This window comes from Erythrobacter sanguineus (assembly GCF_900143235.1).
Taxonomy (GTDB): domain Bacteria; phylum Pseudomonadota; class Alphaproteobacteria; order Sphingomonadales; family Sphingomonadaceae; genus Erythrobacter; species Erythrobacter sanguineus.
Genome location: NZ_FRDF01000002.1, coordinates 165,655 through 187,241 on the forward strand (window position 1 = coordinate 165,655; position 21,587 = coordinate 187,241).

The following is a 21,587-nucleotide window of genomic DNA, read 5'->3' on the forward strand; positions in this document are numbered from 1 at the left end:
GAAAACGATCAGTAGCGGTAATGATCGGGCTTGAACGGACCAGCCTGCGGCACACCGATGTAGCTGGCCTGCTTGCCCGACAGCTGGGTCAGCTTGACGCCCAGCTTTTCAAGGTGAAGCGCGGCGACCTTTTCATCGAGGTGCTTGGGCAGGACGTAGACGTCGTTGTCGTATTCGTCGGCCTTGGTGAACAGTTCGATCTGGGCGAGCGTCTGGTTGGTGAAGCTTGCGCTCATCACGAAGCTGGGGTGGCCGGTGGCGCAGCCGAGGTTCACCAGTCGGCCTTTGGCAAGGATCAGGATCGACTTGCCATCGGGAAAGGTGACGAGGTCGGTGCCTTCCTTGATTTCCTTCCAGCTGTAGTTGGAAAGCGCCGAAATCTGGATCTCGCTGTCGAAGTGGCCGATGTTGCAGACAATCGCCATCGGCTTCATGTTCATCATGTGCTCGGCGGTGATCACGTCTTCGTTGCCGGTGGCGGTCACGAAGATATCGGCACGCTTGATGGCGTCTTCCATCGTCACGACTTCAAACCCGTCCATCGCCGCCTGCAGCGCGCAGATCGGGTCGATTTCGGTGACCATCACGCGGGCACCGCCATCGCGCAGCGAGGCTGCCGAACCCTTGCCGACATCGCCGTAGCCCGCAACGCAGGCGACCTTGCCTGCCAGCATCACGTCGGTCGCGCGGCGGATCGCGTCGACGAGCGATTCCTTGCAGCCGTAAAGGTTGTCGAACTTCGACTTGGTGACGCTGTCATTGACGTTGATCGCCGGGAAGGGCAGCTTGCCCTGCTTGGCGATCTGGTAGAGCCGCATTACGCCGGTGGTGGTCTCTTCCGAAACGCCCAGAATCGCCTTGACTGTCTTGGTGAGGTAGCCCGGACGCGCCGCGACGAAGGCCTTCAGCGCGCGCTGGAATTCGACTTCCTCGTCGTTTGTCGGCTTGCCCATTTCCTCGCCCGCTTCGAGGCGTGCACCCCACAGCGCGAACATGGTGGCATCGCCGCCATCGTCGAGGATGAGGTTACAGGTGAGATCGGGGTTCTCGTCGGTCGCCCAATCGAAGATGCGGCCGACATAATCCCAGTAATCAGCCAGCGTTTCGCCCTTGATCGCGAACACCGGGATGCCGCTTGCCGCGATCGCGGCCGCGGCGTGATCCTGCGTCGAGAAGATGTTGCAGGTCGCCCAGCGCACTTCGGCACCCAGCGCCACCAGCGTTTCGATCAGCACGGCGGTCTGGATGGTCATGTGCAGCGAACCGGTGATGCGCGCGCCCTTCAGGGGCTGGGCCGCGCCATATTCCTCGCGCAGCGCCATAAGGCCGGGCATTTCGGTTTCGGCGATGCGGATTTCATCGCGGCCGAAATCGGCCAGCGCGATGTCCTTGATGACATATTCCTGGGTCGGGGCGAGAGTGGCCATTTGTCTGTCTCCTGCGTCAAATGCACGCATTGCGGGGGATTTCCTGCCGCCAGCCCCTAGCCGCACCCTGCCTTAGAGGCAAATATAAACTTATCTTTATATGTCTATTTGTTGCCCGTCTCCGCTGGGGCGCTATAGGAAGGCACAGTTTCCCCCTGTCACGAAGGATCAAGGCACATGACAATTTCCGTTGGCGACACGCTCCCCGATGTCACGCTAGTCAAGGCCACCGCCGAAGGGCCGCAGCAGGTCAAGGCTTCCGAATATTTCGCTGGCAAGAAGGTCGCGCTGTTCTCGGTCCCCGGGGCCTTCACCCCGACCTGTTCGGCCAAGCACCTGCCGGGTTTTGTCGAGAAGGCCGGCGATCTGAAGGCCAAGGGTGTCGATGAAATCGTGGGCACAGCCGTGAATGATGCCTTCGTGATGAGCGCCTGGAACAAGGCCGCGGGCAGCGACGCCATCACCATGCTGGCTGATGGCAACGGCGATTTCGTCGAGGCGCTGGGCCTGACGATGGACGCTTCGGGCTTTGGCATGGGCAAGCGCGGACAGCGCTTTTCGATGGTCATCAATGATGGCGTCGTCGAACAGATCAACGTCGAAGATCCGGGTGACTTCAAGGTGTCGAGTGCTGAACACATGCTCGGCCAGCTTTGAACCACTACCCGTAGCAATCTGAAAAGGGGCGCTTTTCCATGAAAGGAAAGCGCCCCTTTTTTCATCGCAGCACGGTTTCAGCCCAGCCGCTTCAACCCAGCCGCTTCAACCCAGCGGCGGCACCCCTGCGGCGATCCATATGGCAAAACCGGCGGCCAGCATGATCGCTAGCCCCGCGCGCAGCCACGGCACTGGCCCGATGCCCGTAACGCCCTGCATTGGCGGGCGATCGCCGCTGACCATAGGGGTCACCAGATCCTCGCGCTTGACCGATGCGTAAAACACGATCGCGGCGAGATGTAGGCAGATCAGGCCAAGCACCACGTTGAAGAATGTCTCGTGCCAATCGGTCAGCATGTCGGCTGTCATCACGCCGACCAGCGGATTGAGCGGCCCCGTCATCCCATCATAGGGATCGCCCGAAAAAAGCCCCATCCCCACCTGCAGCAGCATCGCGCCGATCAGTGCCAGCGTGCTCCAGCCAGCCAGCGGGCTATGCCCGATCCGCGTCGCGGCGTCCGCCATTTGCCCGCGCAGATAAGCGATGACCGTGCCGGGCCCTTTGACGAAGCTGGCGAAACGCGCGGTCTGAGGCCCGACAAAGCCCCACAATACGCGGAAAACGAGGATCCCGAGCAGCACCAGCCCGAGCCGCCTGTGCCACCCCCAGGCCGAATTTTCCGCCGTCCACCACATCGCCGGGATCAGCAGGGCGAAGCTCCAGTGGCATAGCCGCAGGAGCGGATCCCATACCCTGACATCGGGCTCGGTCACGGCGGTTTTGCCGAGCGGAGCGCTCATCGGCCTACTTGTCGTCGTCGAGCCGGAACGTATCGTGACAGTTCTTGCACGCGCCGCCCATGGTCATCGCCTGGGCGCCAACGGCCGCCTTGTCGCCCTCGCCCGCGACTGCGGCGAGCTGGGCACTTTCATCGACCAGCTTTTGCGCAGCGGCGGAAAATTCCTCGGGCTTTTCCCAGATCGTCGCCAGTGCCTCAGTGTCATAGCCATCATCGACGCTGGTGCTGGCCGGGAAATGGTTCGTGATGTTGCCCGCACGGGTGTTGATGTCGGTGGCGCTGGCCGCGATCAGCGCGAAATCGGGCGTGTCTTTCTCAAGCTCGCCGCGCACTGCCTTGAAGGCATCGCCGATTGCTTCGAAATTATCATGCCGTTCCTTCAGAACCGCAGGCTCAGCCTCAGAAGGGGCTTGCGTCGGGGCTTCGCTGGAACAGGCAACCAACACGCCAGCAAGCGCGGCGGCGATGACAACGGGAAAGGCAGGGCGAGAAGCAAGATTGCGATTCATACAGAACTCCTTTGAGAGGCAGTCGAACGGATCCCTGAAGGCAAACTATGCCGCATTGGCCCGCATCGCAAACAGAACCTGCGCCCAACCCCTTATCGGTCAGTCATCCGGGTCGGCGTCGGCGCGCCTTCCAGACGCGGCCTCCGCTCCACTACAAAAGCGACACCCCAAAAAACCGCATCTTTTGCGATCCGGCACAAGCCAGCAGGTCAGCCGTCGCGACCATTGACGGCAGCGTTTTCGGCCTCGGCAAGGATGATGGTGCGATCCTGCTCGACCATCGCGAGCATCGCGCTGCGGAAGGAATCGCGCCGGGCCTCGACCAGCCGGTCGATCGTTCTTGCGCTGCTGTTGCACCAGCCCGAAGTCGAGCCGCTGGCCACATCATCACGGGTCATCACGCGGCGCGTTTGCAGCGTCTCGCCCAGCTTCGCGGTCCGTTCGAGGTCAAGCGCAGCGCTCCATTGACAGCGCAACGTGCTAGGCCTCCCGGCCACCCCGGCGGTGCCGACCTGACGGGTTTCGACCCGAACGGAGCCTTCATAATCTGCCGCAATCGGCCCGGCGGGATGATCGATCACGATCTCGTGTTCAAGCGCCAACGCCGGCGCGCTGAAGCACATGCCGATCGCCAATCCCGCAAATGCGAGCTTCTTCATCATCGTGTCTCCTGCTGTGCTCCGGCCTTTTGCGACCGGTCGCAACCTGAATATAGCAAACAGCAGCCAGATCGCCAATCATGGGGTGATGATAACTCATCCCCCGTGCGCGGACCGGCCAAACGGTCAATAGCCCATCAGGCTCATCACTTCCTTGCGGCTGCGATGATCTTCGAGGAAGCAGCCAAGAATTCGGCTGGTCACCATCTCCACCCCGTGGGTTTTCACCCCGCGACCGGTCATGCAGCCATGCTGCGCCTCGATCACCACGGCCACGCCGTGCGGTTCGAGATTGTCCCAGATGCATTGCGCGACCTCGGCGGTCAGCCGCTCCTGGATCTGAAGCCGGTGGGCAAAGCCGTGCAAGACCCGCGCGAGTTTGGAAATGCCGACCACCTTCCTGTTGGGCAGATAGGCAATCGCCGCCTTGCCGGTGATCGGCGCCATGTGGTGTTCGCAATGCGACTGGAATGGGATGTCCTTGAGCAGCACGATCTCGTCATAACCGCCGACTTCCGAAAACTGGCGGCTGAGATGGATCGCCGGGTCTTCCTTGTAACCTTCGCAATATTCGAGCCATGCGCGGCCAACCCGCTTGGGGGTGTCGAGCAGGCCTTCGCGCGTCGGATCATCACCCGCCCATTCCAGCAGCGTGCGGATCGCGTCCTGCACATGCTCGGGCACGTCCGGCTTGCCCATCGGATTATCCGGATCGAACTCATCGTCGTGGGCACAAACATAATTCATCGTCACTGGTCTTTCTTCGCAAATTGGCGGAGCGCGTTCTGCTCCGCCCCCTCAACTGTCGATCCTGCGTGACCTTAACCGTCAAGGCTGCCTGACGTTCCGTAGTTTTCGTCGCAAGATCGCCGGTTGTGCCGCTCGGTAAGCGCCCCATATTATCATATGTAAGCCCGCTTTCGGCCAAATCACCCCCCTTTTTCGGGCAAAAGAGGACCACCGCGTGCCCAGCCCCAATGCCGCCGAATTCGAAGCCGCCGCCCGCGCCGTGCTTGATCGCCTGCCGCGGGCCTTTCGCGAACAGCTCGTCGATGTGGTGCTCAGGATCGAGGAATTCGCCAGCGCCGAACAGCTGGCCGCGGTCGGCATGCAGAGCCGCTGGGAACTGACCGGCCTGTATGAAGGCATCGCCCTTACCGAACAATCGCAATGGGATCACGAACGAATGCCGCCGGTGATCAGCCTGTTCCGCCAGCCACTGCTGGCCGAAATGCACGAGACCAGAGTCGGCTTTGCCGAACTGGTGCGCCACGTTGTGATCCACGAGGCAGGCCACCATTTCGGCTTCTCCGACGCCGATATGCATGCGCTTGAGGCAAGCGTCGGGGAATGATGCAGCGTGCCATTGCGACCTTCGCAGGATCGTCCGCCGGTCAGAAATTATTAGGACATTAACTATACCGCCCTGTCCATGCGGTCGCGCCTTGCGGCCGGTGGACTTGCAAAGGTGGTGCAATGGACGAGGGGAGGCGCAACCCGTCTGAGATGGTGGTGGTGGTCGGCTTTGACCAGCTGGTGCAGCCGCCTGCAAACCTGTTCGAAGCCTTCTGGACGGCAGCCTCGGCCAGCTGGAGCGGCGCGCTTGCAGCGCTCGTGCGCCATGCCGGGGATGCAGGCAAGCTGCGCGCCCGGCTGACAGAAACCGCCTGTCAGGCCCCGGCACGCCTTGCTTACTGCGAAGACATTATCGAGGCGGTGCAATCATGGCGGGCCAGCGGCGGACGAACCGCGTTGACCGGGCCGCATGACGGCAAAACCATCAGCGGCATTGCCGCCCATCTCGGCCTGTTTGACGATGCCCATGGCGGGATCGGACTGGCGGGCGAAAGCGACGCTGCGCTTCAACACCGCTATGGCACCGGCGGCTATGCGATGATCGCGCCCGGCGGGTCTGATATCCCCAGCATGGATACGTCCAGATCGGCCAGCAGATCGACCAGCAGATCGGCCCGTGTCGCCCTCTCCTTTGGCGCCGTCCTGCGCCTGCTGCGACCGCACCAGTGGCTCAAGAACGCGCTGGTGTTCGTGCCGATGCTCGCCGCGCACCAATTGACGCCCGGCCCCCTGTGGCAGGCGGTGCTGGCCTTTATCGCCTTCAGCCTGATTGCTTCGGGCACCTATGTCCTCAACGACCTGATGGATCTCAACGCCGACCGCGCCCATCCGCGCAAGCGCAACCGCCCGCTTGCCTCGGGCGCGGTGAGTGTTGCGCAAGGGACGCTGCTGATGCCGTTGCTGGTGCTGGCCGGAATTGGCACGGCGCTGCTGTCAGGCCCGGCCTTGCTGGGCACGCTCTTGCTCTACACTGCGGTAACCAGCGCCTATTCCTTCAAGCTCAAGCGGCTGGTGGTGATCGATATCTGCACGCTCGCGGTGCTTTACACCCTTCGCATTCTTGCCGGGAGCGCGGCGACCGGGGTCCCGTCCTCGATGTGGCTGCTGGCGTTTTCGACCTTCTTCTTCTTCTCGCTCGCCGCGGTGAAACGCCAGGCCGAGCTGGTCGATGGCATCGCTGCAGGCAAGGTCAAGGCGCATGGCCGCGGCTATCACGTCGATGACCTTGGGATCGTCAGCAATATCGCGGTATCGGCGGGCATGGTGTCGGTGCTGGTGCTGGCGCTTTATGCCAATTCCGATCCGGTGCAGATGCTTTACCGCACGCCCGAAATGCTGTGGGGCGTGTGTCTGGTGCTGCTGTTCTGGAACAGCCGGATCGCAATCCTTACCCAGCGCGGACAGATGCATGATGATCCGCTGGTGTTCGCCGCGCGCGACCGGGTGAGCCTTGCCTGCGGAGCGATCGTCGGCGCGCTGGCGCTGGCCGGAGCGATAGTGTGACCCGCACCGCGCTGACCCTGCGATACATCGTCTTTGCGGTGATCGCGACGCTTGCCAATCTGGCGGTGCAGCGGCTGGTGCTGGCAGTGCCGGAGCCGAAAGCGGCGCTGGCTTATCCGCTGGCGCTGGGCGCGGGCACGCTGGCGGGTCTGGTGATCAAGTACCTGCTCGACAAGCGCTGGATTTTCCATGATTTCTCGCAAGGGGTCGAAGCCCATGGCAAGCGTTTTTCGCTCTATGCGCTGATGGGGGTCGCGACCACGGCGATCTTCTGGGGCACCGAGACCGTGTTCTGGCTGACCTGCCAAACCCATGCCGCGCGCGAACTGGGCGCGGTGCTGGGACTTGGCATCGGCTATGTCGTCAAATACCGGCTCGACCGGCGCTTCGTCTTCACCACCGGCGGGAGCGCGGCGGCATGATGCTGTCAGGCTGGGGCCGCTTTCCGCAGCAATGGTGCGCGCTGCACCAGCCGCGCAGCGAGGACGAGTTGCGCGCATTGCTGGTTCAGGGCCCGCGGATCGCGCGCGGCAACGGGCGCGGCTATGGCGACTGCGCGATGCAGCGCAACGCCACGCTGGAAATGCGCGGCTTCAGCCGCATGCTCGCCTTCGAGGCCGAGACCGGCCAGCTGGTTGCCGAGGCAGGTGTAATGCTGGCCGACGTGATCGCCACCTTCCTGCCGCGCGGCTGGTTTGTGCCGGTCACGCCGGGCACCAAATTCGTCACCATCGGCGGGATGGTCGCGTCCGATGTTCACGGCAAGAACCACCACCGCGTCGGCACCTTCGGGCGGTTTGTCGACTGGATCGACCTGATGGGCGAGGACGGCGAAGTGCGCCGTTGCAGCCCGCAGGAAAATGCCGAGCTGTTCGGCTGGACCATCGGCGGCATGGGGCTGACCGGGGTGATCCTGCGCGTCGCCTTCCGCCTGCGCCGGGTGGAGAGCGCATATATCCGCCAGACCACCCTGCCCGCCCGCAACCTCGATCACGTGATGGCGCTGTTCGAGGAGCATCAGGCTGCGACCTATTCTGTGGCGTGGATCGATTGCCTCAACACCGGCAGCGGCCTCGGGCGTTCGGCGCTGATGCTGGGCGAACATGCGCGGGCCGATGAACTGCCCCGAGACCGCCGCGCCGCGCCTTTCGCCGTGCCGAAGAAGCGCGCCCGCACCATACCGATCGACCTGCCGCGCGCGGCGCTGGGCCGGATGACGGTGAAGGCCTTCAATGCGCTTTATTACCGCAATGCCCGCGCCGCTGCCGGGGAGAAGCTGGTTGACTGGGACAGCTATTTCTACCCGCTTGATGCGATTCTCGAATGGAACCGCATCTATGGTTCGCGCGGTTTCATGCAGTTTCAATGCGTCCTGCCGCTGGCCAGCGCCCACGCGGGCCTTGGCGAATTGCTGCGCGCGATAACCGCCAGTGGGCAGAGCTCGTTTCTATCGGTGCTCAAACGCATGGGGGCAGAGCATGGCCCGTTCTCCTTCCCGCTGGAAGGCTATACGCTCGCACTCGACTTTCCCTTTTCGCAGGAAGCGGCACGGCTGATCGAGCGGCTCGATGCGATCACGCTGGATCACGGCGGGCGTTTCTACCTTGCCAAGGACGCGCGCATGAGCGCCGCCACGCTGCGCCGCTCAGACCATCGCGCCGATGCCTTCACCGTGCTGCGGCACGACAAAGGCATGACCAATTTCCGTTCGAGCCAATCCGAAAGGCTGTGCCTGTGACCGCCCCGACCGTTCTCATCATCGGCGCGCGTTCCGATATCGGCATGGCGCTGGCGCATCACTATGCCGCCGCCGGGCATCGGGTGCAGCTCGCCGCGCGCAGGATGGCAGAGATGGAGGCGGACGCCGCCGACATCGCCCTGCGCCACGGCACCAGCACCAGCGTGCATGACCTCGACATTCTCGAACCCGGCAGCTTTGCCGCGTTCCTCGATCACCTGCCGGTGCTGCCGGAGGTGGCGATCTGCGTGGTCGGGCTGCTTGGCGATCAGGCCACCGCGCAAACCGATCTGGAGGCTGCACGGCTGACCATGCGCAGCAATTACGAAGGCCCGGCGCTGCTGACCGGACTGATTGCCAACCGGATGGAAAAGCGCGGCAGCGGCACGATCATCGGCATCAGTTCCGTCGCGGGCGAGCGTGGGCGGGCGAGCAATTACATCTATGGCTCGGCCAAGGCCGGTTACACCGCCTTCCTTTCGGGCCTGCGCAACCGCTTGTCGAAATCGGGCGTGCACGTGATGACCGTACTGCCCGGTTTCGTGCGCACCCGCATGACAGCGGGCATGGATCTGCCAGCGCGCCTCACCGCCGAACCTGCCGCCGTCGCCGAGGCGATTTACCGCGCGGCAGCTAAGCGCCGCGACGTGATTTACGCAAAGCCCGTCTGGCGGCTGGTGATGACGGTGATCCGGGCGATCCCTGAAGGCATCTTCAAGGGGATCAAGCTGTGAGCGCGGACGCGATGCCGGTGATCCGGCGGATCGGACAGAGCCGGTTGATTCTCATTGCCTTCGTGTTGGTGGCGGTGATGCTGGCGGGAATTTCGGCGATCCGGTTTCAGGCGCCCGAACTGCTCGGGCAGGACAAGCTGCTGACCGATTTTGACGCCTTCCACATTGCCGGAACCCTTGCCGGACGCGGTGATGTCGCCGATGCCTACACCGCTTCTGCCATGATGGACGCGCAGGCCGAACGTTCCCCCACGGCAAAGCTGATGCCGTGGACCTATCCGCCGCCCTTCACTCTGTTTGTCGACGCGCTGGCCGATCTCCCGGTCGGGGTCGCTTATGTGCTGTTCATCCTTGCCAGCTTCGGTTTCTACCTTGTCGTGCTGCACCGCATTGCCGGAACGTGGCTTCCCGGGGTGCTGCTGTTCGTGATGCCGGCCGTTCTGGTCAACCTGCGCGTGGGGCAGAACGGATTTCTGGTCGCCGCGCTGATCGGGGCGTTTCTGCTGGCGTGGCGGGATCGCAAGATGGCGGCGGGCGTGCCGCTCGGCCTCATGATCATCAAGCCGCATCTGGCCGCAGGCATCGGCCTGCTGGCGCTGTTCGGCCGCCGCTGGAGCGTGCTGGCGATCGCCGCGCTGGTCGCGCTGGGCGCACTGGGGCTATCCACGCTGGCCTACGGGTTCGGCGTGTGGCCCGCTTTTCTCGGCGCGGTGGCGGAAGCGGGCGCCTTTCTGGCCGGGGGCCATTACTCGCTGTTCCGGATGGGTTCGGTCTATGCCGCGCTGCGCAGTTGGGGATTGCCCGCGGACTGGGCGATGACCGGACATCTTGTCGGCGCGCTTGCAGCGCTGGGCCTGCTGGCCTGGGTCTCGCTGGCGAAGTTCGCATTCCGTCATCGTGCCGCGCTGATCTGCGCCCTGTCCCTGTTTGTCAGTCCCTACAGCTATGATTACGACCTTGCGATCCTTGGCGTGGGACTGGCCTTCATCGCCCCTGACCTGGCCGCACGAGCCAGCCCGCGCGCGCTGGGAGCACTGCTGGCGCTCGGCTGGGTGACCTGCGGCTATGGCGTGATGATCGAAGCCCTGCTGCCGGCAGACCAAAGCGGAGCGAGCAGCCTTGCCGCCAGCATCGCGCCCGCGATCATCGCACCCCTGCTGATCGGCTTGTGCCTTGTCACGCTGCGGCTGGCACGGCCGCGCGAAGACCGGGACAAGAGCCTTTGCGCACCTGCGGCAAACCCCTTTTAAACTTGCCTTAACCACGTCTGGCCTAGGGTCCGCCCACGAAGCGCGGATGGACCGCGCCATGGCAATCCGACACGCAGGCGGGAGCGAAGCAATGGCGACCCTGGCAATCCGGCCAAAGCTGCATGAACGGTTGTTCGAAGGCCAGCATCGCGGCTTTTACATCCTGTTCGCGCTGGCTGCCGTCGAAATTGCGGCTGGCGTAATCGTCGGCAGCGAACCGGCGGCCTATTACCTGTTGCCGCGCGACATCCCGGATGCCCTGCGCTTCTTCGTACCGGTCTTTATCTGGCTGGCATGGCTCGGGATCGAGGCCCGGCGCGAAACTGACGACATCATCGGTTATGTCCGTCGCAAGGCCCATGAACAGCGCTACTGGTTCCTGCGGGCCTATATCATCGTCATGCTGCTGGTGCCGGCCAACCGGGCCTTTACCGCGATCAAGGTCGCTATTCCGCGCATCAACCCGTTCTATGCCGACCACTGGCTGGCCGAGGCGGATCGTATGCTGTTCATGGGCGTGGACCCGTGGCGGATCACCCATGCCGTGATTGGCCCGACGGGAACGCTGGTGATCGACCTGCTATATGTGGTGTGGTTCCCGATCGTGGCCCTGCTGTTCGTCTGGACCGCGTTCGCGCGCGATCCGGCATTCCAGCTTCGCGCAAGCTTTACCCATCTTGGGGCCTGGGCCGTGATCGGTTCATTCATGGCGGTGATGCTCTCGTCGGTCGGTCCGTGTTACATGGAGCCGTTAATGGGCGATGACCGCTTTGTGCCGCTGATGGACCGGCTCGCGCAGCAGCAATTATTTGCCCATGGCGCGCAGGAATATCTGCTGCTGACGCTGGGCGAGGAAACCACCGGTTCGGGGATCAGCGCCATGCCTTCGCTCCATGTCGCGCTGGCGGCGTTGTTGTGCATTCTTTGCCGCGATCAGTTCGGCCGCAAACACTGGGCCAGCCGGCTGACGCTTGTCTACGCGATCCTGATCTGGATCGGCTCTGTGCATCTGGCGTGGCACTATGCGCTCGACGGGATCGTTTCAGCGCTTGCTGTCATCCTGCTGTGGCATGGGAGCAAGTATCTGGTTGCTGATCGCGCCGCGCCGGGCGCGGGCGGCATTCCCCACCCCGCAACCCCAGTGCCAATCGCCAAGGAACCGGCGACCGGCATTTCCTAGAATCAGCGATTCGCGATCGTTCAAACCAACAACGCCCGCCCCTTAGAAAAGGAGCGGGCGTTGTTGGCGCACCCGGAAGGATTCGAACCTCCGGCCCCCAGATTCGTAGTCTGGTGCTCTATCCAGCTGAGCTACGGGTGCGTGCCGAGGGGCGCCACATAAGGGGGTCGGTCAGGCTTGGCAAGTGGGCTTGGGCCAGTTCAATGATTTTCGAACAGCCGGGCGGCGAGCGCCACATCAAGCGGAGGCTTGGCCAGCGCGATCACCTCTTCGGGCGTGAACCAGCCGATGCCACCCCCTTCGAGCGCCGCTGGCTCGCCCTGCCAGCTGGTTACCGTGTAAAGCAGGATGACAATCGCGATATCGCCATCAGCGCCCGGATTTTCGGCAAAGGCGGCAGGTTTGCAATATGCCTCCGCACAGCCGATGCCGAGTTCCTCCCGAAGCTCGCGGACAAGGGCTTTTACAGGAGTTTCAAGAGCTTCAACCTTGCCCCCAGGGAATTCCCATAGCCCCGCATGATGCTTTCCCTCAGGCCTGAGGTGCATCAGCCAGCACCCATCCGCGCGTTGCAACGCACCTGCCACCACCATGATCCATTCAGGCTTCATGTCGGAATTTTTTCCAGACTCAGGCACGTCATCAACCTTTTCTTAACCCGCAGGGCCGATTTTCAAAGCATCAGGACACGCAAGGGCAGGTGCCTCCATGAAGATGAAGACCTTTCTATGGACCGTGAAGGACGATTCTTCCGGAGCAACAGCTGTCGAATACGGCCTGATCCTCAGTCTGGTTGTTATTGCCATTGTCTCGATGCTGCAGGCGGTCGCCGGCGCAACCATCGAGATGTGGGATACTGTTGAGACTGAGATCGTGGAAGCTACGAGTAATTAATTCTCGAAAAGTTTTTCGAGTTAGGAATTTCTCAAGGCCTGCCGATTTAACACGCAACTGTCCGAACTGACCAAGGGGACGGACACGGGTACCGAAGACTGAACCAGGAGACTAGACATGAAGTTCATCAACAAGCTGCTTCGCGACGAACAGGGCGCGACTGCCATTGAATACGGCCTGATCGCCGCTCTGATCGCTGTCGCTGCGATCACCGCGATGACCCAGCTGGGCAGCAACCTCAACACGACCTTCGGCGAAGTGAACACTGCGCTCACCGCCTAATCGCAGCTTTTTCAAGCTCAAGAGAAGCGGCGGGGATATTCCCCGCCGCTTTTTCTTTGTCTGCAACGCACCCCGTCGCAACACCGCTAGGTGTTAGCGGGCGCGGACCACCAGCTTGACCGTCTGCCCAGGCACAAGGCCATCACGGCTGCCGAGCGCATTCAGAACCCGGAAACGCTCTTCCTGCGCGCTTGGATAGGCCATTCTCCGCGCCAGACTTGCCACCGTGTCCCCGCGTTGCACCGTCACCACCTGCAACCGCTTGGGCACCACCGCGCCCGCCTCGGCCTGACTGATCCGGCTCATCGACTGAAACATCGGATTGAACACCGCGGCCCGGCCCGCCGGCGCGATCGCGGTGAAATGAAATGCACGGTCGCGCGCGAATTCATAAGCGAACACCACCACATCAACCTGGCTATTGCCGTTGTTAACCCGCGCAATTCCGTAGGCCGCTGGCAAGCCATTGACCGTGGTGCGCTCCATCTGCGCCGGCGCAAGAGTGCTGTTCTGTCCGCCCAGCGCCGTAAACTGCTGGCGCACATAGGTTTCCAGATTGCCGCTATAAGGCGCAAGCTTCATTTGCGCTTGCGCGCCCTGCCCGTTGATGCTGACCGCGCTGGTGCCATTGACCATGTAAAAACCCTGCGGCGCGGTGAAGGAAAGGCGCAGATCAGGGTGGATAAAGCGGCTACCATCGATAATTCCCTGTGCCGGGTCATCTCCATACAGCAGTCCATCGATCCGGCTCAGGAACGTGTCGCGATTCGTGACACCGCCCGCCGCCGCGCCCGCCTTGGCCAACGCCCCTTGCACGCGGCTGGCCGGATCGGGGTGTGTGGAAGCCCATTCGGGTACACTCGCATTGCGCCCCTGCAACCGCGCATCGAGCGTATTTTGCGCCGCGAGGCTGGCCAGCACTGTCCCCATTGCCCGCCGGTCATAACCCGCACGCGACAAATACTGGATCCCCAGATCGTCTGCCTCAAGCTCCTGCTTGCGCGAGAATTTGAGCGTGAAAAACTGCGCCCCGCCCATCGCAAGGCGTTGACCCAACTGCCCTATTTCGCTGTTTCCAAACAGGATTGAAGAACCGATCGCGCCAAGCATACCGAAAACCGAATTGCGCTGTGCTGCCTGCTGACGCCGCTGGGAATGGCGCGCGGCGACATGGCCGACTTCATGGCCCAGCACAGCCGCCAGCTCGGCCTCGTTGTTCATCAGCGTCACCAGCTGGCGGGTCGTGTAGATATAGCCGCCCGGCACTGCGAAGGCATTGTGGACGGGCGAATTGAGCAGACTGACGGTAAAGCTCTCGCGCGCATTGCCGAGGCCCGATTGCACTGCGATATTCTTGCCCACCTGTTCGATATAGGCGGCGTGTGGCCCGCTCATCGCGCCGCCGAATTGGGCGATGAGCTGGGGATGATATTGCGCCCCCATCTGCGCTTCCTGCTGGGTGATCGGGGTTGAGGCAGAAGGGACCGCGGCGCCTGCGCCCATGCATCCGGCCAGCGCCAGCGGCGCGGCCCCGGCTGCGAGGATCGTGCGTACGATTCTTGCCATGGCTGTTTCTCCCTGTGACAAAGCCGTGCCGCCAGCCTATCGGCAAAGCGGCCTTTGGCAAAGCCTTGAAGGAAGGCAGCTTAACCGCCGATGGCGAGAAACCGCTCTTCGCGCTGGCTGATCAACGCTTCACCGCTCTTGCCCGAAAGCAGTTCAAGCTCCTCGTTCAAGGCCTGCCCGAGCAGCCGCGCTGCGGTTTTCGGATCGCGCTGCGCCCCGCCGACCGGCTCCTTGACGATATGATCGATCACATTGCTACGCTTGAGGTGCTGGGCGGTCACTTTCATTGCCTGTGCGGCGTCGGCTGCCTTGTCCGACGTGCGCCACAGGATCGAGGCGCAGCCTTCGGGTGAGATGACCGAATAGACCGCATGTTCCATCATCAGCACCCTGTTGGCGCTGGCCAGCGCCACCGCGCCGCCCGATCCGCCTTCGCCGACGATGGCAGCCACCATCGGCACTTCCAGCGCAAGGCACGCCTCGGTCGAACGGGCGATGGCTTCGGCCTGGCCGCGTTCCTCCGCCTCGATTCCCGGAAACGCGCCAGAGGTATCAACCAGAGTCACCACCGGCAGGCCGAATCGGCCCGCCAGTTCCATCAGCCGGATCGCCTTGCGATAGCCTTCGGGCTTGCCCATGCCGAAATTGTGCCGGATCCGGCTTTGCGTATCATTGCCCTTCTCGTGCCCGATCAACATCACCCGGCGCCCGTGCAGCCGCGCAAATCCGCCCATAATCGCCTGATCGTCACCATACAGCCGATCCCCGCCCAGCGGGACGAAATCACTGAACGCATGGCTGACATAGTCGCGGAAATGCGGGCGCTGCGGATGCCGCGCGACCTGGGTCTTCTGCCACGGGGTAAGCGAGGCATAGGTGCTGGCGAGCAGCTCGGCGCTTTTGGCTTCGAGCCGGGCAATCTCTTGCTCGACATCGACATCATGCAGCGCGTTGACGTTACGCAGCTGGGCGATGCGTTCTTCGAGCTGGGCGACCGGCTTCTCGAAATCGAGGTAGGAAATCATTGCCCGGCGCTAGTCCGATGTTGCGCGTGTGGCAAGTGGAGGCTGGGCAAGTGAGGGCTGGGCAAGCGGATGGCGCGAATTGACCAGCGCGACCAGCCGGGCCGGCTCGACATGGGTATAGATCTGGGTGGTGGCAATATCGGCATGGCCAAGCAAGGTCTGCAACACCCGCAGGTCTGCGCCGCCTTCAAGCAGGTGGGTGGCAAAGGCATGGCGCAGCACGTGCGGGCTGATCGTGGCCGGATCAACCCCGGCGCGCGCGGCAAGCGCCTTGATGAGCTGGAACAGCCGCACGCGGGTCAACGGCTTGCCCTCCTTCGACGGAAACAGATAGCGCGAGGCCGGAAGACCGGGACGAACCGCGATCCAGCGCGCCAGCGCATCCAGCGCCCGCGCCCCGACCGGCACCAGCCGGGTCGATCCGCCCTTGCCCGTGATGGTCAGGAACGGGGCATCGCGCGGCACCGCCACCAGCGGCAGGGTAACCAGTTCACTCGCTCGCAGGCCCGATCCATACAGCAATTCGATCAGCGCAAGGCTCCGCACGGCGCGCGGTTCCTCGACCACCGCTTCCAGCTCGGCCCGCACGAACAGCGCGGCGATCTGATCATGGCCCAGCACCCGGGGCAAGGGGCGACGCGTGCGCGGGGCAGGCAGCGCGCCCGAAGGATCGTCGCGCCGCCAGCCTTCATCGACAGCAAATCCGAAAAACTGCCGCAACGCCGATGCCTTGCGCGCAACGCTGGCAGGGGCAAGCGCGCCCCAGACCTGCGCGAGGCTGGCGACCGCTTCGCGCGGGGCGCTGGCGAGATCGCCAATCGCGTCCTCCGCACCGGCCAGATCGCGGCGGTAGGCGGCCAGCGTGTTGGGTGCAGCCCCGCGCTCGGCAGCGAGCATGGCGAGAAAGGCTTCGGTGGCGGCGGACATGCTCTTCCCCCGCGACAGGCCTCAGCCTCTCGCGACCGCCTCTGCGGCGATCATCCGGGCTTCGGCTTCCAGTCCCACGCGCCGCAGCGCTGCAGTGATGTGGTAGAGATGAAGCGGGGTCATCTGCTGCCAACCCGTTCCCTGCATCCCGAGCCCCGCAAGCAACGCCACCAGCGCCGGGTTGTTCACCTCGGCTGCACGCGAAATCGCACGGCTCCAGCGGGTCTGACGGGCCAGATCGACCCCGACGCGGTCTGCCAGCGTCCCGGCATCGCCAGATGACAGCTTGCCCAGCCCGGCCAGCCCCGCCACGAGAAAAGCCGATTTGCGCGCACCAGCGCTTTCATCATCATCGAGAAAAACATCGACCCCGCCTTGCCCGACACCGGTACTGCCCGGAGCCGCAAGCGCAATCAACGCCCAGCCGAGCGAACCTTGCTCAACCACCTCGCGCCACGCCAATGCGTCGCGATCGAGCCCGGCGGTCAGCATTGCCGCGATCAATCCACCCGCCGCCCCGGCATGGGAGGCGTCGGCGGGGATCCGCGCCGCGGCATAGGCGGTGAGCACCTGCGCGCTGTGACCATCCCCACCGCCGATCGCCTCGCCCGCGTCCCACAACCGCTGCATCGCGGCGATGCGGGCGGCGGGATCGGCGGCAAGATAGGCCTCGCGCAAGGTGGCCGCATTGGTCGCCGCCTCGCCATTGGCCGCCGGGTCGGCATAGACGGCGCTGTAAAGATCGATCAGCGCCTGCGAGGAGAAAATCCCTTCGTGCGCCGCACGTCCGGCATAAGGCGCACGCTGGGCCGCAGGCAACATCGGCAGCAACGCTCCGGCATGGGCGTAATAAGCCCCGCCCGGTGCCTGAAGCGCGGACTCCAGCAGGGAATCGGGCACCGGCTCTCCAAGGGCCGTCGCCAGCCCAAAGCGCCACGGATTGAGTGCGTCAACGGCGTCCCACTCGATCTGCACCGCACGCTGGCCGCGCCCTGCCGCCCCGGCAAAACGCCGCGCGAGCAACACGTCGATGCGCGGTGCGATGCCGCGGAACAGCGCACCGTCAAGCTGCGAGGCGGCCAGCGCGCTTTCACCAGCGAAGGCGTTGCAGATCGCCTGCATCAGCTGCCACTCCCCATCCTCGCGGGTGGAACCCTGAAGCCGCACCGCCGGGCAGGCCCCGGTAATGTCGCCGACCGCAAGATAGGCGTTCAGCGCTTCGGATGTGAGTTCGGCCGACCAATTGGCGGTGTCGATATCCTGCATCACGGCGCGCGCAACGGCGTGTTCGCCCAGGCGGTTGAGCAGGCCGACCCGCAGCGCGGCAAATTCGATCGGCTCCATGCCTTGGGGCGCGACCATACGGCTCGCCAGTGCGCGGCGCAGCAGGATGTGCCCCCAGCGCGACACCATCATCCCCTTGTTGCCCGCCAGCGCTGCACGGACCAAGGTGGCCGGCTGGTTGGCAAGCGCGCGCGGCGGCAGGCCGCCTTCGTCCACCGCCAGCACGCCGATACGCGTCAAAGCGCGGCGCGCGCCCGGCGGAATATCGAATTTGGGCTTGAGGCCAAGCAGTTGGTCGAGCTCTTCGGTCGACATGCTTTCCAGCTCTTCAAGGCTGGGCAGACGGGTCAGCTCGTCGCGCGTGATGGAGGGCAAAGGCGGCACATCGACAGGTCTGGCAGGAACGGTGCCGGGGAACGGCGCGACCGGGACTGGCCCAACCTCGCCAGGGACCGGACGGACAATCGGCGGCGGGCCTGATGTCGGCGCGGGCGCGGGCCGCGGCGTCGGGGTGGGCGCAGGGACCGGATCGTCAAACCCCGGGGGCAAAATCGATTCGGGCTTGCTCTGCGCGGTCGCCATTCCTGCAAGACCCGCCCCGCCAAGCGCGCCGGCACAACCCAGCGCCAGCATGCTGACCGCCAGCATCCGGTATGAAGCCACCGATCTCATTGCGAAGCTCCGGAGGCAGGTCCGGGTAGTTCTACCGGCTCGGCAATCGGGTGAAGCGGTTCTTCGCCTCCGTCGATCCAGGCCAACCCGGCCAGGCCTGCAATCACAGCCAGCGCCATCGCCAGCCAGCGCAGCCGCGATCGCGGCGCCGGTTCGCGCGAAAGAATCTGCCGTGATGCCAGCCGGCGGGACAGGTTTGCCATATTGCACGCGCCCTACCCCATCTATAGGCCGTGCGGCAATGTCCGACGAACTTGAATCAACCGATCACGCAATCGCTGCCGTCGCTGCGCGCATCAGCCGTCCCGTGGTGCTGGTGGGGTTGATGGGCGTCGGCAAGTCGACCGTGGGGCGCAAGCTCGCCCGGATGCTCGAACGCGACTTCGCCGATGCCGACGATGCCATTGCCGATGCCGCACAGCTCAGCATCCCCGAAATCTTCGCCCAGTTCGGCGAGCCCTATTTCCGCGACGGCGAACGGCGCGTGATCGCTCGCCTGATCGAGGAAGGCCACGGCGTGATTGCGACCGGTGGCGGGGCATTCGTGGATGCGTCGACCCGCGCCCTGATCCTTGAACGTGCCATCGCGGTGTGGATCGACTGCGATGTGGATATGCTGGTCGAACGCACGGCGCGGCGCAATACGAGGCCGCTGCTGCAGGGCGGCAACCCTCATGAAATCCTCACCCGGCTGGCTGCAGAACGCGCGCCGTTCTATGCCGAGGCCCCTATCCGCGTGGTAAGCGAGAACGGCCCCCACGCCGACACCGCCCGCACCATCATCAAGGCAATCGACCAATGGCTGTAATTCCTGTCGCGCTGGCCGGGCGCGCTTATGAAGTGGTGATCGAGGAGGGACTGCTGGGCCGGTTGGCCAAGGCCGCCGCGCCATTCCTCAAGGCTTATGAGGGCGGGCGCAAGGTTCCATTTGTTGCCGATGCCAACACCCACCGGCTGTGTCATATGGCGATTAATGACAGTCTCGACGCGGATGGGCTGGCCGCCGAATGGTTCGTGGTCCAACCGGGTGAGGAGGCAAAAAGCTGGGGTGTGCTCGAACAGCTGACCGACTGGCTGCTGGCATTGGGCGTGACGCGATCGGATCATGTCTTTGCGCTCGGCGGCGGGGTGGTGGGCGATCTGGTCGGCTTCGCCTGCGCCGTCACCAAGCGCGGCTGCGGCTTCGTGCAGATCCCGACCACGCTGCTGGCGCAGGTCGATAGCTCGGTCGGCGGGAAAACCGCGATCAACACCGCGGCAGGCAAGAACCTGATCGGAGCATTCCATCAGCCCAGCCTCGTGCTGATCGATCCCACGGTGCTGGACACCCTGCCCGAACGCGAAATGCGCGCCGGATATGCCGAGGTGATCAAGTATGGCTTGCTCGGCGATGCGGCGTTTTTTGGCTGGCTGGAAGCGAACGGCGACAAGGTTCTAGCGCGCGAGCCGACTGCGCTCGAACACGCGATCGCCACCAGCATCGCGATGAAGGCGCAGATCGTCGCCGAGGACGAGCGCGAGACGTTGGACCGCCGCGCATTGCTCAATCTGGGGCATACCTTTGGCCATGCGCTGGAGGCGGAGACCGGCTTTTCCGACCGGTTGCTGCACGGCGAAGCGGTAGCGCTGGGGATGGTTCTGGCAGCGCGCTATTCGGCGCGGCGCGGCGAAATTTCGTCTGGCGATGCCGAACGAGCCGCGCAGGCGATTGGCGCTGTCGGCCTACCCGCCAACCTGCCGGCATTGGGGATAACCTGCGATGGCGCTGCGCTGGTCGACCATATGCGACACGACAAGAAGGCCGAAGGCACGACCCTGCCGTTCCTGCTACTGCGCGGCATCGGAGAGGCCTATCTCGCCCGCGACGTCGACCTCGCCGACATTGCCGCCTTTCTTGATGGAGAGCTTGCCGGATGACCCGCTTCGTCGATCTCTCGATCCCGATCACCAACGACGTGATCTCCGATCCTGATGTGATGCGCCCCCGCGTCACCTACATGACCCATGAAAACACGTGGGAACAGATCGCGATGTTCTTTCCCGGCCTTACCCGCGAAGACCTGCCCGATGGCGAAGGCTGGGCGGTCGAATTCGTCGAATTGTCCACCCACAACGGCACCCACATGGACGCGCCGTGGCACTACCATTCGACCACGGATTCTGGCGCGCGCCCTGCCCCCAGCATCGACGAAGCCCCGCTCGACCGGTTCTTCCGGCCCGGCGTGAAGCTCGATTTCAGCCACCTTCCCCATGGCCACGTGGTCAGCACCGCCGAGGTCGAGGCGGAGCTGGCGCGGATCGGCTACGCGCTCGAACCGCTTGACATCGTGCTGGTGCAATCAGGCGCGGTCTACGGCACCGAGGGTTTCACCGATCAGGGCGTCGGTCTGGGCGCAGAGGCGACCTTGTGGCTGACGGAGCGCGGGGTCGAAGTCGTCGGCACCGACGCATGGAGCTGGGACGCGCCCTTCAGTCACACGGCAAAACGCTGGGCCGAACAACGCGATCCTGCGATCATCTGGGAAGGCCACAAGGCTGGACGCATCCGTCCCTATTACCAGATCGAAAAGCTGTGCAACCTGGACAGCCTGCCGCCCTACGGCTTCATGGTGAGCTGCTTTCCGGTGAAAATCGAACGCGCCAGCGCTGGCTGGATCCGCGCTGTGGCGGTCCTGGAAAGCTGACCCGGTTCAGCCTGCCCAATTTGGCAACATTGTCCGGCGATTCCGCCAAACGCGCTCCCCTGATCACGGCTTCTTCCTCCAGCATCTTGTCATGCTCGGCGAACAACCGCTCGATTTCGGCGCGGCGTTCCAGCAGCATGTAGGCGATGCCCGGAGCCAGACTCTCGCCCTCGCCAATCTGCCCGAGCATCCCGGCAAGGTCGCTCACCGTCGCATCACGGGCGGACTTGAAGAAGTTCCCCTTGCGATCAAAGAACCCCGTCCCAGTATGTGCCATGATCAAACCCTCCCATTCAGATCCAATCCGCGCGCGGGACATTCCGCGACCCGGCAAGGGCTATCATCACTGGGATCGCGGCCATCTGCCAAATCCGCGCCGCCATTTGGGGCCGAGAATCATCATATTGACGAAAATCTACAAGCGATCCGGCAAGAATATT

The 21,587-nt window shown here is 63.8% G+C and carries 25 protein-coding genes and 1 tRNA gene; 13 read left to right on the forward strand and 13 right to left on the reverse strand.

The features are described 5' to 3' along the window. Positions 1 to 8 precede the first annotated feature (8 nt). On the reverse strand, positions 9 to 1,427 hold the full coding sequence (gene ahcY / locus BUA05_RS02060) for an adenosylhomocysteinase (protein ID WP_143150232.1): 1,419 nt from the start codon (positions 1,425 to 1,427) through the stop codon (positions 9 to 11). A gap of 177 nt (positions 1,428 to 1,604) precedes the next feature. On the opposite strand from ahcY, the gene BUA05_RS02065 reads away from it, so the two are divergent. Further along, positions 1,605 to 2,084: a peroxiredoxin gene (locus BUA05_RS02065; protein WP_072673003.1), complete on the forward strand. Its 480-nt coding sequence runs from the start codon at positions 1,605 to 1,607 to the stop codon at positions 2,082 to 2,084. 105 nt (positions 2,085 to 2,189) lie between these two features. Here the strand turns inward: BUA05_RS02065 and BUA05_RS02070 are convergent, their stop codons facing one another. The 4 genes from BUA05_RS02070 to folE form a co-directional block, all read right to left on the reverse strand. Then, positions 2,190 to 2,885: a cytochrome b/b6 domain-containing protein gene (locus BUA05_RS02070; protein WP_072673004.1), complete on the reverse strand. Its 696-nt coding sequence runs from the start codon at positions 2,883 to 2,885 to the stop codon at positions 2,190 to 2,192. A gap of 4 nt (positions 2,886 to 2,889) precedes the next feature. Continuing rightward, positions 2,890 to 3,393, reverse strand: a complete 504-nt coding sequence (locus BUA05_RS02075; RefSeq protein ID WP_072673005.1) for a c-type cytochrome — start codon at positions 3,391 to 3,393, stop codon at positions 2,890 to 2,892. A 209-nt stretch (positions 3,394 to 3,602) separates the two neighbouring features. After that, positions 3,603 to 4,052, reverse strand: coding sequence for a hypothetical protein (locus BUA05_RS02080; RefSeq protein ID WP_143150233.1), 450 nt, complete (start codon positions 4,050 to 4,052; stop codon positions 3,603 to 3,605). Positions 4,053 to 4,178: 126 nt separating this feature from the next. Continuing rightward, on the reverse strand, positions 4,179 to 4,799 hold the full coding sequence (gene folE / locus BUA05_RS02085; RefSeq protein ID WP_072673006.1) for a GTP cyclohydrolase I FolE: 621 nt from the start codon (positions 4,797 to 4,799) through the stop codon (positions 4,179 to 4,181). A gap of 217 nt (positions 4,800 to 5,016) precedes the next feature. On the opposite strand from folE, the gene BUA05_RS02090 reads away from it, so the two are divergent. From BUA05_RS02090 to BUA05_RS02120, 7 genes are all read left to right on the forward strand, one after another. After that, positions 5,017 to 5,406, forward strand: coding sequence for a metallopeptidase family protein (locus tag BUA05_RS02090; RefSeq protein ID WP_072673007.1), 390 nt, complete (start codon positions 5,017 to 5,019; stop codon positions 5,404 to 5,406). A gap of 122 nt (positions 5,407 to 5,528) precedes the next feature. After that, complete coding sequence (locus BUA05_RS02095) at positions 5,529 to 6,911, forward strand: UbiA family prenyltransferase (protein ID WP_072673008.1); 1,383 nt, start codon at positions 5,529 to 5,531, stop codon at positions 6,909 to 6,911. Then, positions 6,908 to 7,333: a GtrA family protein gene (locus BUA05_RS02100; protein WP_072673009.1), complete on the forward strand. Its 426-nt coding sequence runs from the start codon at positions 6,908 to 6,910 to the stop codon at positions 7,331 to 7,333. The genes BUA05_RS02095 and BUA05_RS02100 overlap by 4 nt, the downstream gene beginning before the upstream one ends. Then, entirely contained in the window at positions 7,330 to 8,649 is a 1,320-nt protein-coding gene (locus BUA05_RS02105; protein ID WP_072673010.1) for an FAD-binding oxidoreductase, read from the forward strand. The genes BUA05_RS02100 and BUA05_RS02105 overlap by 4 nt, the downstream gene beginning before the upstream one ends. Next, positions 8,646 to 9,383: an SDR family oxidoreductase gene (locus tag BUA05_RS02110; protein ID WP_072673011.1), complete on the forward strand. Its 738-nt coding sequence runs from the start codon at positions 8,646 to 8,648 to the stop codon at positions 9,381 to 9,383. The genes BUA05_RS02105 and BUA05_RS02110 overlap by 4 nt, the downstream gene beginning before the upstream one ends. Before the next feature lie 263 nt (positions 9,384 to 9,646). Beyond that, the gene (locus BUA05_RS02115) at positions 9,647 to 10,633 is read left to right on the forward strand and encodes a glycosyltransferase family 87 protein (RefSeq protein WP_425429507.1); all 987 of its coding nucleotides are present in this window, start codon (positions 9,647 to 9,649) and stop codon (positions 10,631 to 10,633) included. Between the two features lie 91 nt (positions 10,634 to 10,724). Then, the gene (locus tag BUA05_RS02120) at positions 10,725 to 11,813 is read left to right on the forward strand and encodes a phosphatase PAP2 family protein (protein ID WP_072673013.1); all 1,089 of its coding nucleotides are present in this window, start codon (positions 10,725 to 10,727) and stop codon (positions 11,811 to 11,813) included. Positions 11,814 to 11,877: 64 nt separating this feature from the next. Here the strand turns inward: BUA05_RS02120 and BUA05_RS02125 are convergent. Beyond that, a tRNA-Arg gene (locus BUA05_RS02125) sits at positions 11,878 to 11,954 on the reverse strand. A 59-nt stretch (positions 11,955 to 12,013) separates the two neighbouring features. Continuing rightward, entirely contained in the window at positions 12,014 to 12,424 is a 411-nt protein-coding gene (locus BUA05_RS02130; RefSeq protein WP_072673014.1) for a (deoxy)nucleoside triphosphate pyrophosphohydrolase, read from the reverse strand. A 97-nt stretch (positions 12,425 to 12,521) separates the two neighbouring features. On the opposite strand from BUA05_RS02130, the gene BUA05_RS02135 reads away from it, so the two are divergent. Both BUA05_RS02135 and BUA05_RS02140 read left to right on the forward strand, forming a co-directional pair. After that, positions 12,522 to 12,707, forward strand: coding sequence for a Flp family type IVb pilin (locus BUA05_RS02135; RefSeq protein ID WP_072673015.1), 186 nt, complete (start codon positions 12,522 to 12,524; stop codon positions 12,705 to 12,707). Positions 12,708 to 12,824: 117 nt separating this feature from the next. After that, positions 12,825 to 12,989, forward strand: a complete 165-nt coding sequence (locus BUA05_RS02140) for a Flp family type IVb pilin (RefSeq protein WP_072673016.1) — start codon at positions 12,825 to 12,827, stop codon at positions 12,987 to 12,989. Between the two features lie 93 nt (positions 12,990 to 13,082). Here the strand turns inward: BUA05_RS02140 and BUA05_RS02145 are convergent, their stop codons facing one another. The 5 genes from BUA05_RS02145 to BUA05_RS02165 form a co-directional block, all read right to left on the reverse strand. Further along, a complete protein-coding gene (locus tag BUA05_RS02145) occupies positions 13,083 to 14,555 on the reverse strand; it encodes a M48 family metalloprotease (protein WP_072673017.1) in 1,473 nt (490 codons plus the stop codon). Positions 14,556 to 14,635: 80 nt separating this feature from the next. Next, on the reverse strand, positions 14,636 to 15,580 hold the full coding sequence (locus tag BUA05_RS02150) for an acetyl-CoA carboxylase carboxyltransferase subunit alpha (protein WP_072673018.1): 945 nt from the start codon (positions 15,578 to 15,580) through the stop codon (positions 14,636 to 14,638). Positions 15,581 to 15,589: 9 nt separating this feature from the next. Beyond that, on the reverse strand, positions 15,590 to 16,507 hold the full coding sequence (locus BUA05_RS02155) for a tyrosine recombinase (protein ID WP_072673019.1): 918 nt from the start codon (positions 16,505 to 16,507) through the stop codon (positions 15,590 to 15,592). A 21-nt stretch (positions 16,508 to 16,528) separates the two neighbouring features. Continuing rightward, positions 16,529 to 18,463 carry a hypothetical protein gene (locus BUA05_RS02160; RefSeq protein WP_245790044.1) on the reverse strand — a complete coding sequence of 645 codons (1,935 nt, stop codon included), beginning with the start codon at positions 18,461 to 18,463 and terminating at the stop codon, positions 16,529 to 16,531. Next, a complete protein-coding gene (locus BUA05_RS02165) occupies positions 18,460 to 18,666 on the reverse strand; it encodes a hypothetical protein (RefSeq protein WP_072673020.1) in 207 nt (68 codons plus the stop codon). The genes BUA05_RS02160 and BUA05_RS02165 overlap by 4 nt, the downstream gene beginning before the upstream one ends. 38 nt (positions 18,667 to 18,704) lie before the next feature. Between BUA05_RS02165 and BUA05_RS02170 the strand changes: the two genes are divergently transcribed. Genes BUA05_RS02170 through BUA05_RS02180 form a run of 3 tightly spaced genes read left to right on the forward strand, consistent with a single transcriptional unit; the run spans position 18,705 to position 21,147 of the window. Continuing rightward, the gene (locus BUA05_RS02170; protein ID WP_072673021.1) at positions 18,705 to 19,271 is read left to right on the forward strand and encodes a shikimate kinase; all 567 of its coding nucleotides are present in this window, start codon (positions 18,705 to 18,707) and stop codon (positions 19,269 to 19,271) included. Continuing rightward, the gene (gene aroB, locus BUA05_RS02175; RefSeq protein ID WP_072673022.1) at positions 19,262 to 20,380 is read left to right on the forward strand and encodes a 3-dehydroquinate synthase; all 1,119 of its coding nucleotides are present in this window, start codon (positions 19,262 to 19,264) and stop codon (positions 20,378 to 20,380) included. Before BUA05_RS02170 ends, aroB begins: the two co-directional genes overlap by 10 nt. Next, a complete protein-coding gene (locus BUA05_RS02180; protein WP_072673023.1) occupies positions 20,377 to 21,147 on the forward strand; it encodes a cyclase family protein in 771 nt (256 codons plus the stop codon). The genes aroB and BUA05_RS02180 overlap by 4 nt, the downstream gene beginning before the upstream one ends. Here BUA05_RS02180 and BUA05_RS14875 read toward each other — a convergent pair. Further along, positions 21,068 to 21,466 (reverse strand): hypothetical protein, encoded by a 399-nt coding sequence (locus tag BUA05_RS14875; protein ID WP_245790045.1) that lies wholly within the window; start codon positions 21,464 to 21,466, stop codon positions 21,068 to 21,070. The two genes, BUA05_RS02180 and BUA05_RS14875, sit on opposite strands and share 80 nt — an antisense overlap. Positions 21,467 to 21,587 lie beyond the last annotated feature (121 nt).

Excerpts from the sequence above, each read along its gene's own strand:
- ahcY (WP_143150232.1), bottom strand. The coding sequence starts at position 1,427 with ATGGCCACTCTCGCCCCGACCCAGGAATATGTCATCAAGGACATCGCG.
- folE (WP_072673006.1), bottom strand. The coding sequence starts at position 4,799 with ATGAATTATGTTTGTGCCCACGACGATGAGTTCGATCCGGATAATCCG.
- BUA05_RS02180 (WP_072673023.1), top strand. The coding sequence starts at position 20,377 with ATGACCCGCTTCGTCGATCTCTCGATCCCGATCACCAACGACGTGATC.
- BUA05_RS02115 (WP_425429507.1), top strand. The coding sequence starts at position 9,647 with ATGCCGTGGACCTATCCGCCGCCCTTCACTCTGTTTGTCGACGCGCTG.
- BUA05_RS02095 (WP_072673008.1), top strand. The coding sequence starts at position 5,529 with ATGGACGAGGGGAGGCGCAACCCGTCTGAGATGGTGGTGGTGGTCGGC.
- BUA05_RS02135 (WP_072673015.1), top strand. The coding sequence starts at position 12,522 with ATGAAGATGAAGACCTTTCTATGGACCGTGAAGGACGATTCTTCCGGA.
- BUA05_RS02065 (WP_072673003.1), top strand. The coding sequence starts at position 1,605 with ATGACAATTTCCGTTGGCGACACGCTCCCCGATGTCACGCTAGTCAAG.
- BUA05_RS02165 (WP_072673020.1), bottom strand. The coding sequence starts at position 18,666 with ATGGCAAACCTGTCCCGCCGGCTGGCATCACGGCAGATTCTTTCGCGC.
- BUA05_RS02140 (WP_072673016.1), top strand. The coding sequence starts at position 12,825 with ATGAAGTTCATCAACAAGCTGCTTCGCGACGAACAGGGCGCGACTGCC.
- BUA05_RS02155 (WP_072673019.1), bottom strand. The coding sequence starts at position 16,507 with ATGTCCGCCGCCACCGAAGCCTTTCTCGCCATGCTCGCTGCCGAGCGC.
- BUA05_RS02105 (WP_072673010.1), top strand. The coding sequence starts at position 7,330 with ATGATGCTGTCAGGCTGGGGCCGCTTTCCGCAGCAATGGTGCGCGCTG.
- BUA05_RS02150 (WP_072673018.1), bottom strand. The coding sequence starts at position 15,580 with ATGATTTCCTACCTCGATTTCGAGAAGCCGGTCGCCCAGCTCGAAGAA.
- BUA05_RS02075 (WP_072673005.1), bottom strand. The coding sequence starts at position 3,393 with ATGAATCGCAATCTTGCTTCTCGCCCTGCCTTTCCCGTTGTCATCGCC.
- BUA05_RS14875 (WP_245790045.1), bottom strand. The coding sequence starts at position 21,466 with ATGTCCCGCGCGCGGATTGGATCTGAATGGGAGGGTTTGATCATGGCA.
- BUA05_RS02080 (WP_143150233.1), bottom strand. The coding sequence starts at position 4,052 with ATGAAGAAGCTCGCATTTGCGGGATTGGCGATCGGCATGTGCTTCAGC.
- BUA05_RS02160 (WP_245790044.1), bottom strand. The coding sequence starts at position 18,463 with ATGAGATCGGTGGCTTCATACCGGATGCTGGCGGTCAGCATGCTGGCG.
- aroB (WP_072673022.1), top strand. The coding sequence starts at position 19,262 with ATGGCTGTAATTCCTGTCGCGCTGGCCGGGCGCGCTTATGAAGTGGTG.
- BUA05_RS02070 (WP_072673004.1), bottom strand. The coding sequence starts at position 2,885 with ATGAGCGCTCCGCTCGGCAAAACCGCCGTGACCGAGCCCGATGTCAGG.
- BUA05_RS02120 (WP_072673013.1), top strand. The coding sequence starts at position 10,725 with ATGGCGACCCTGGCAATCCGGCCAAAGCTGCATGAACGGTTGTTCGAA.
- BUA05_RS02130 (WP_072673014.1), bottom strand. The coding sequence starts at position 12,424 with ATGAAGCCTGAATGGATCATGGTGGTGGCAGGTGCGTTGCAACGCGCG.
- BUA05_RS02170 (WP_072673021.1), top strand. The coding sequence starts at position 18,705 with ATGTCCGACGAACTTGAATCAACCGATCACGCAATCGCTGCCGTCGCT.
- BUA05_RS02145 (WP_072673017.1), bottom strand. The coding sequence starts at position 14,555 with ATGGCAAGAATCGTACGCACGATCCTCGCAGCCGGGGCCGCGCCGCTG.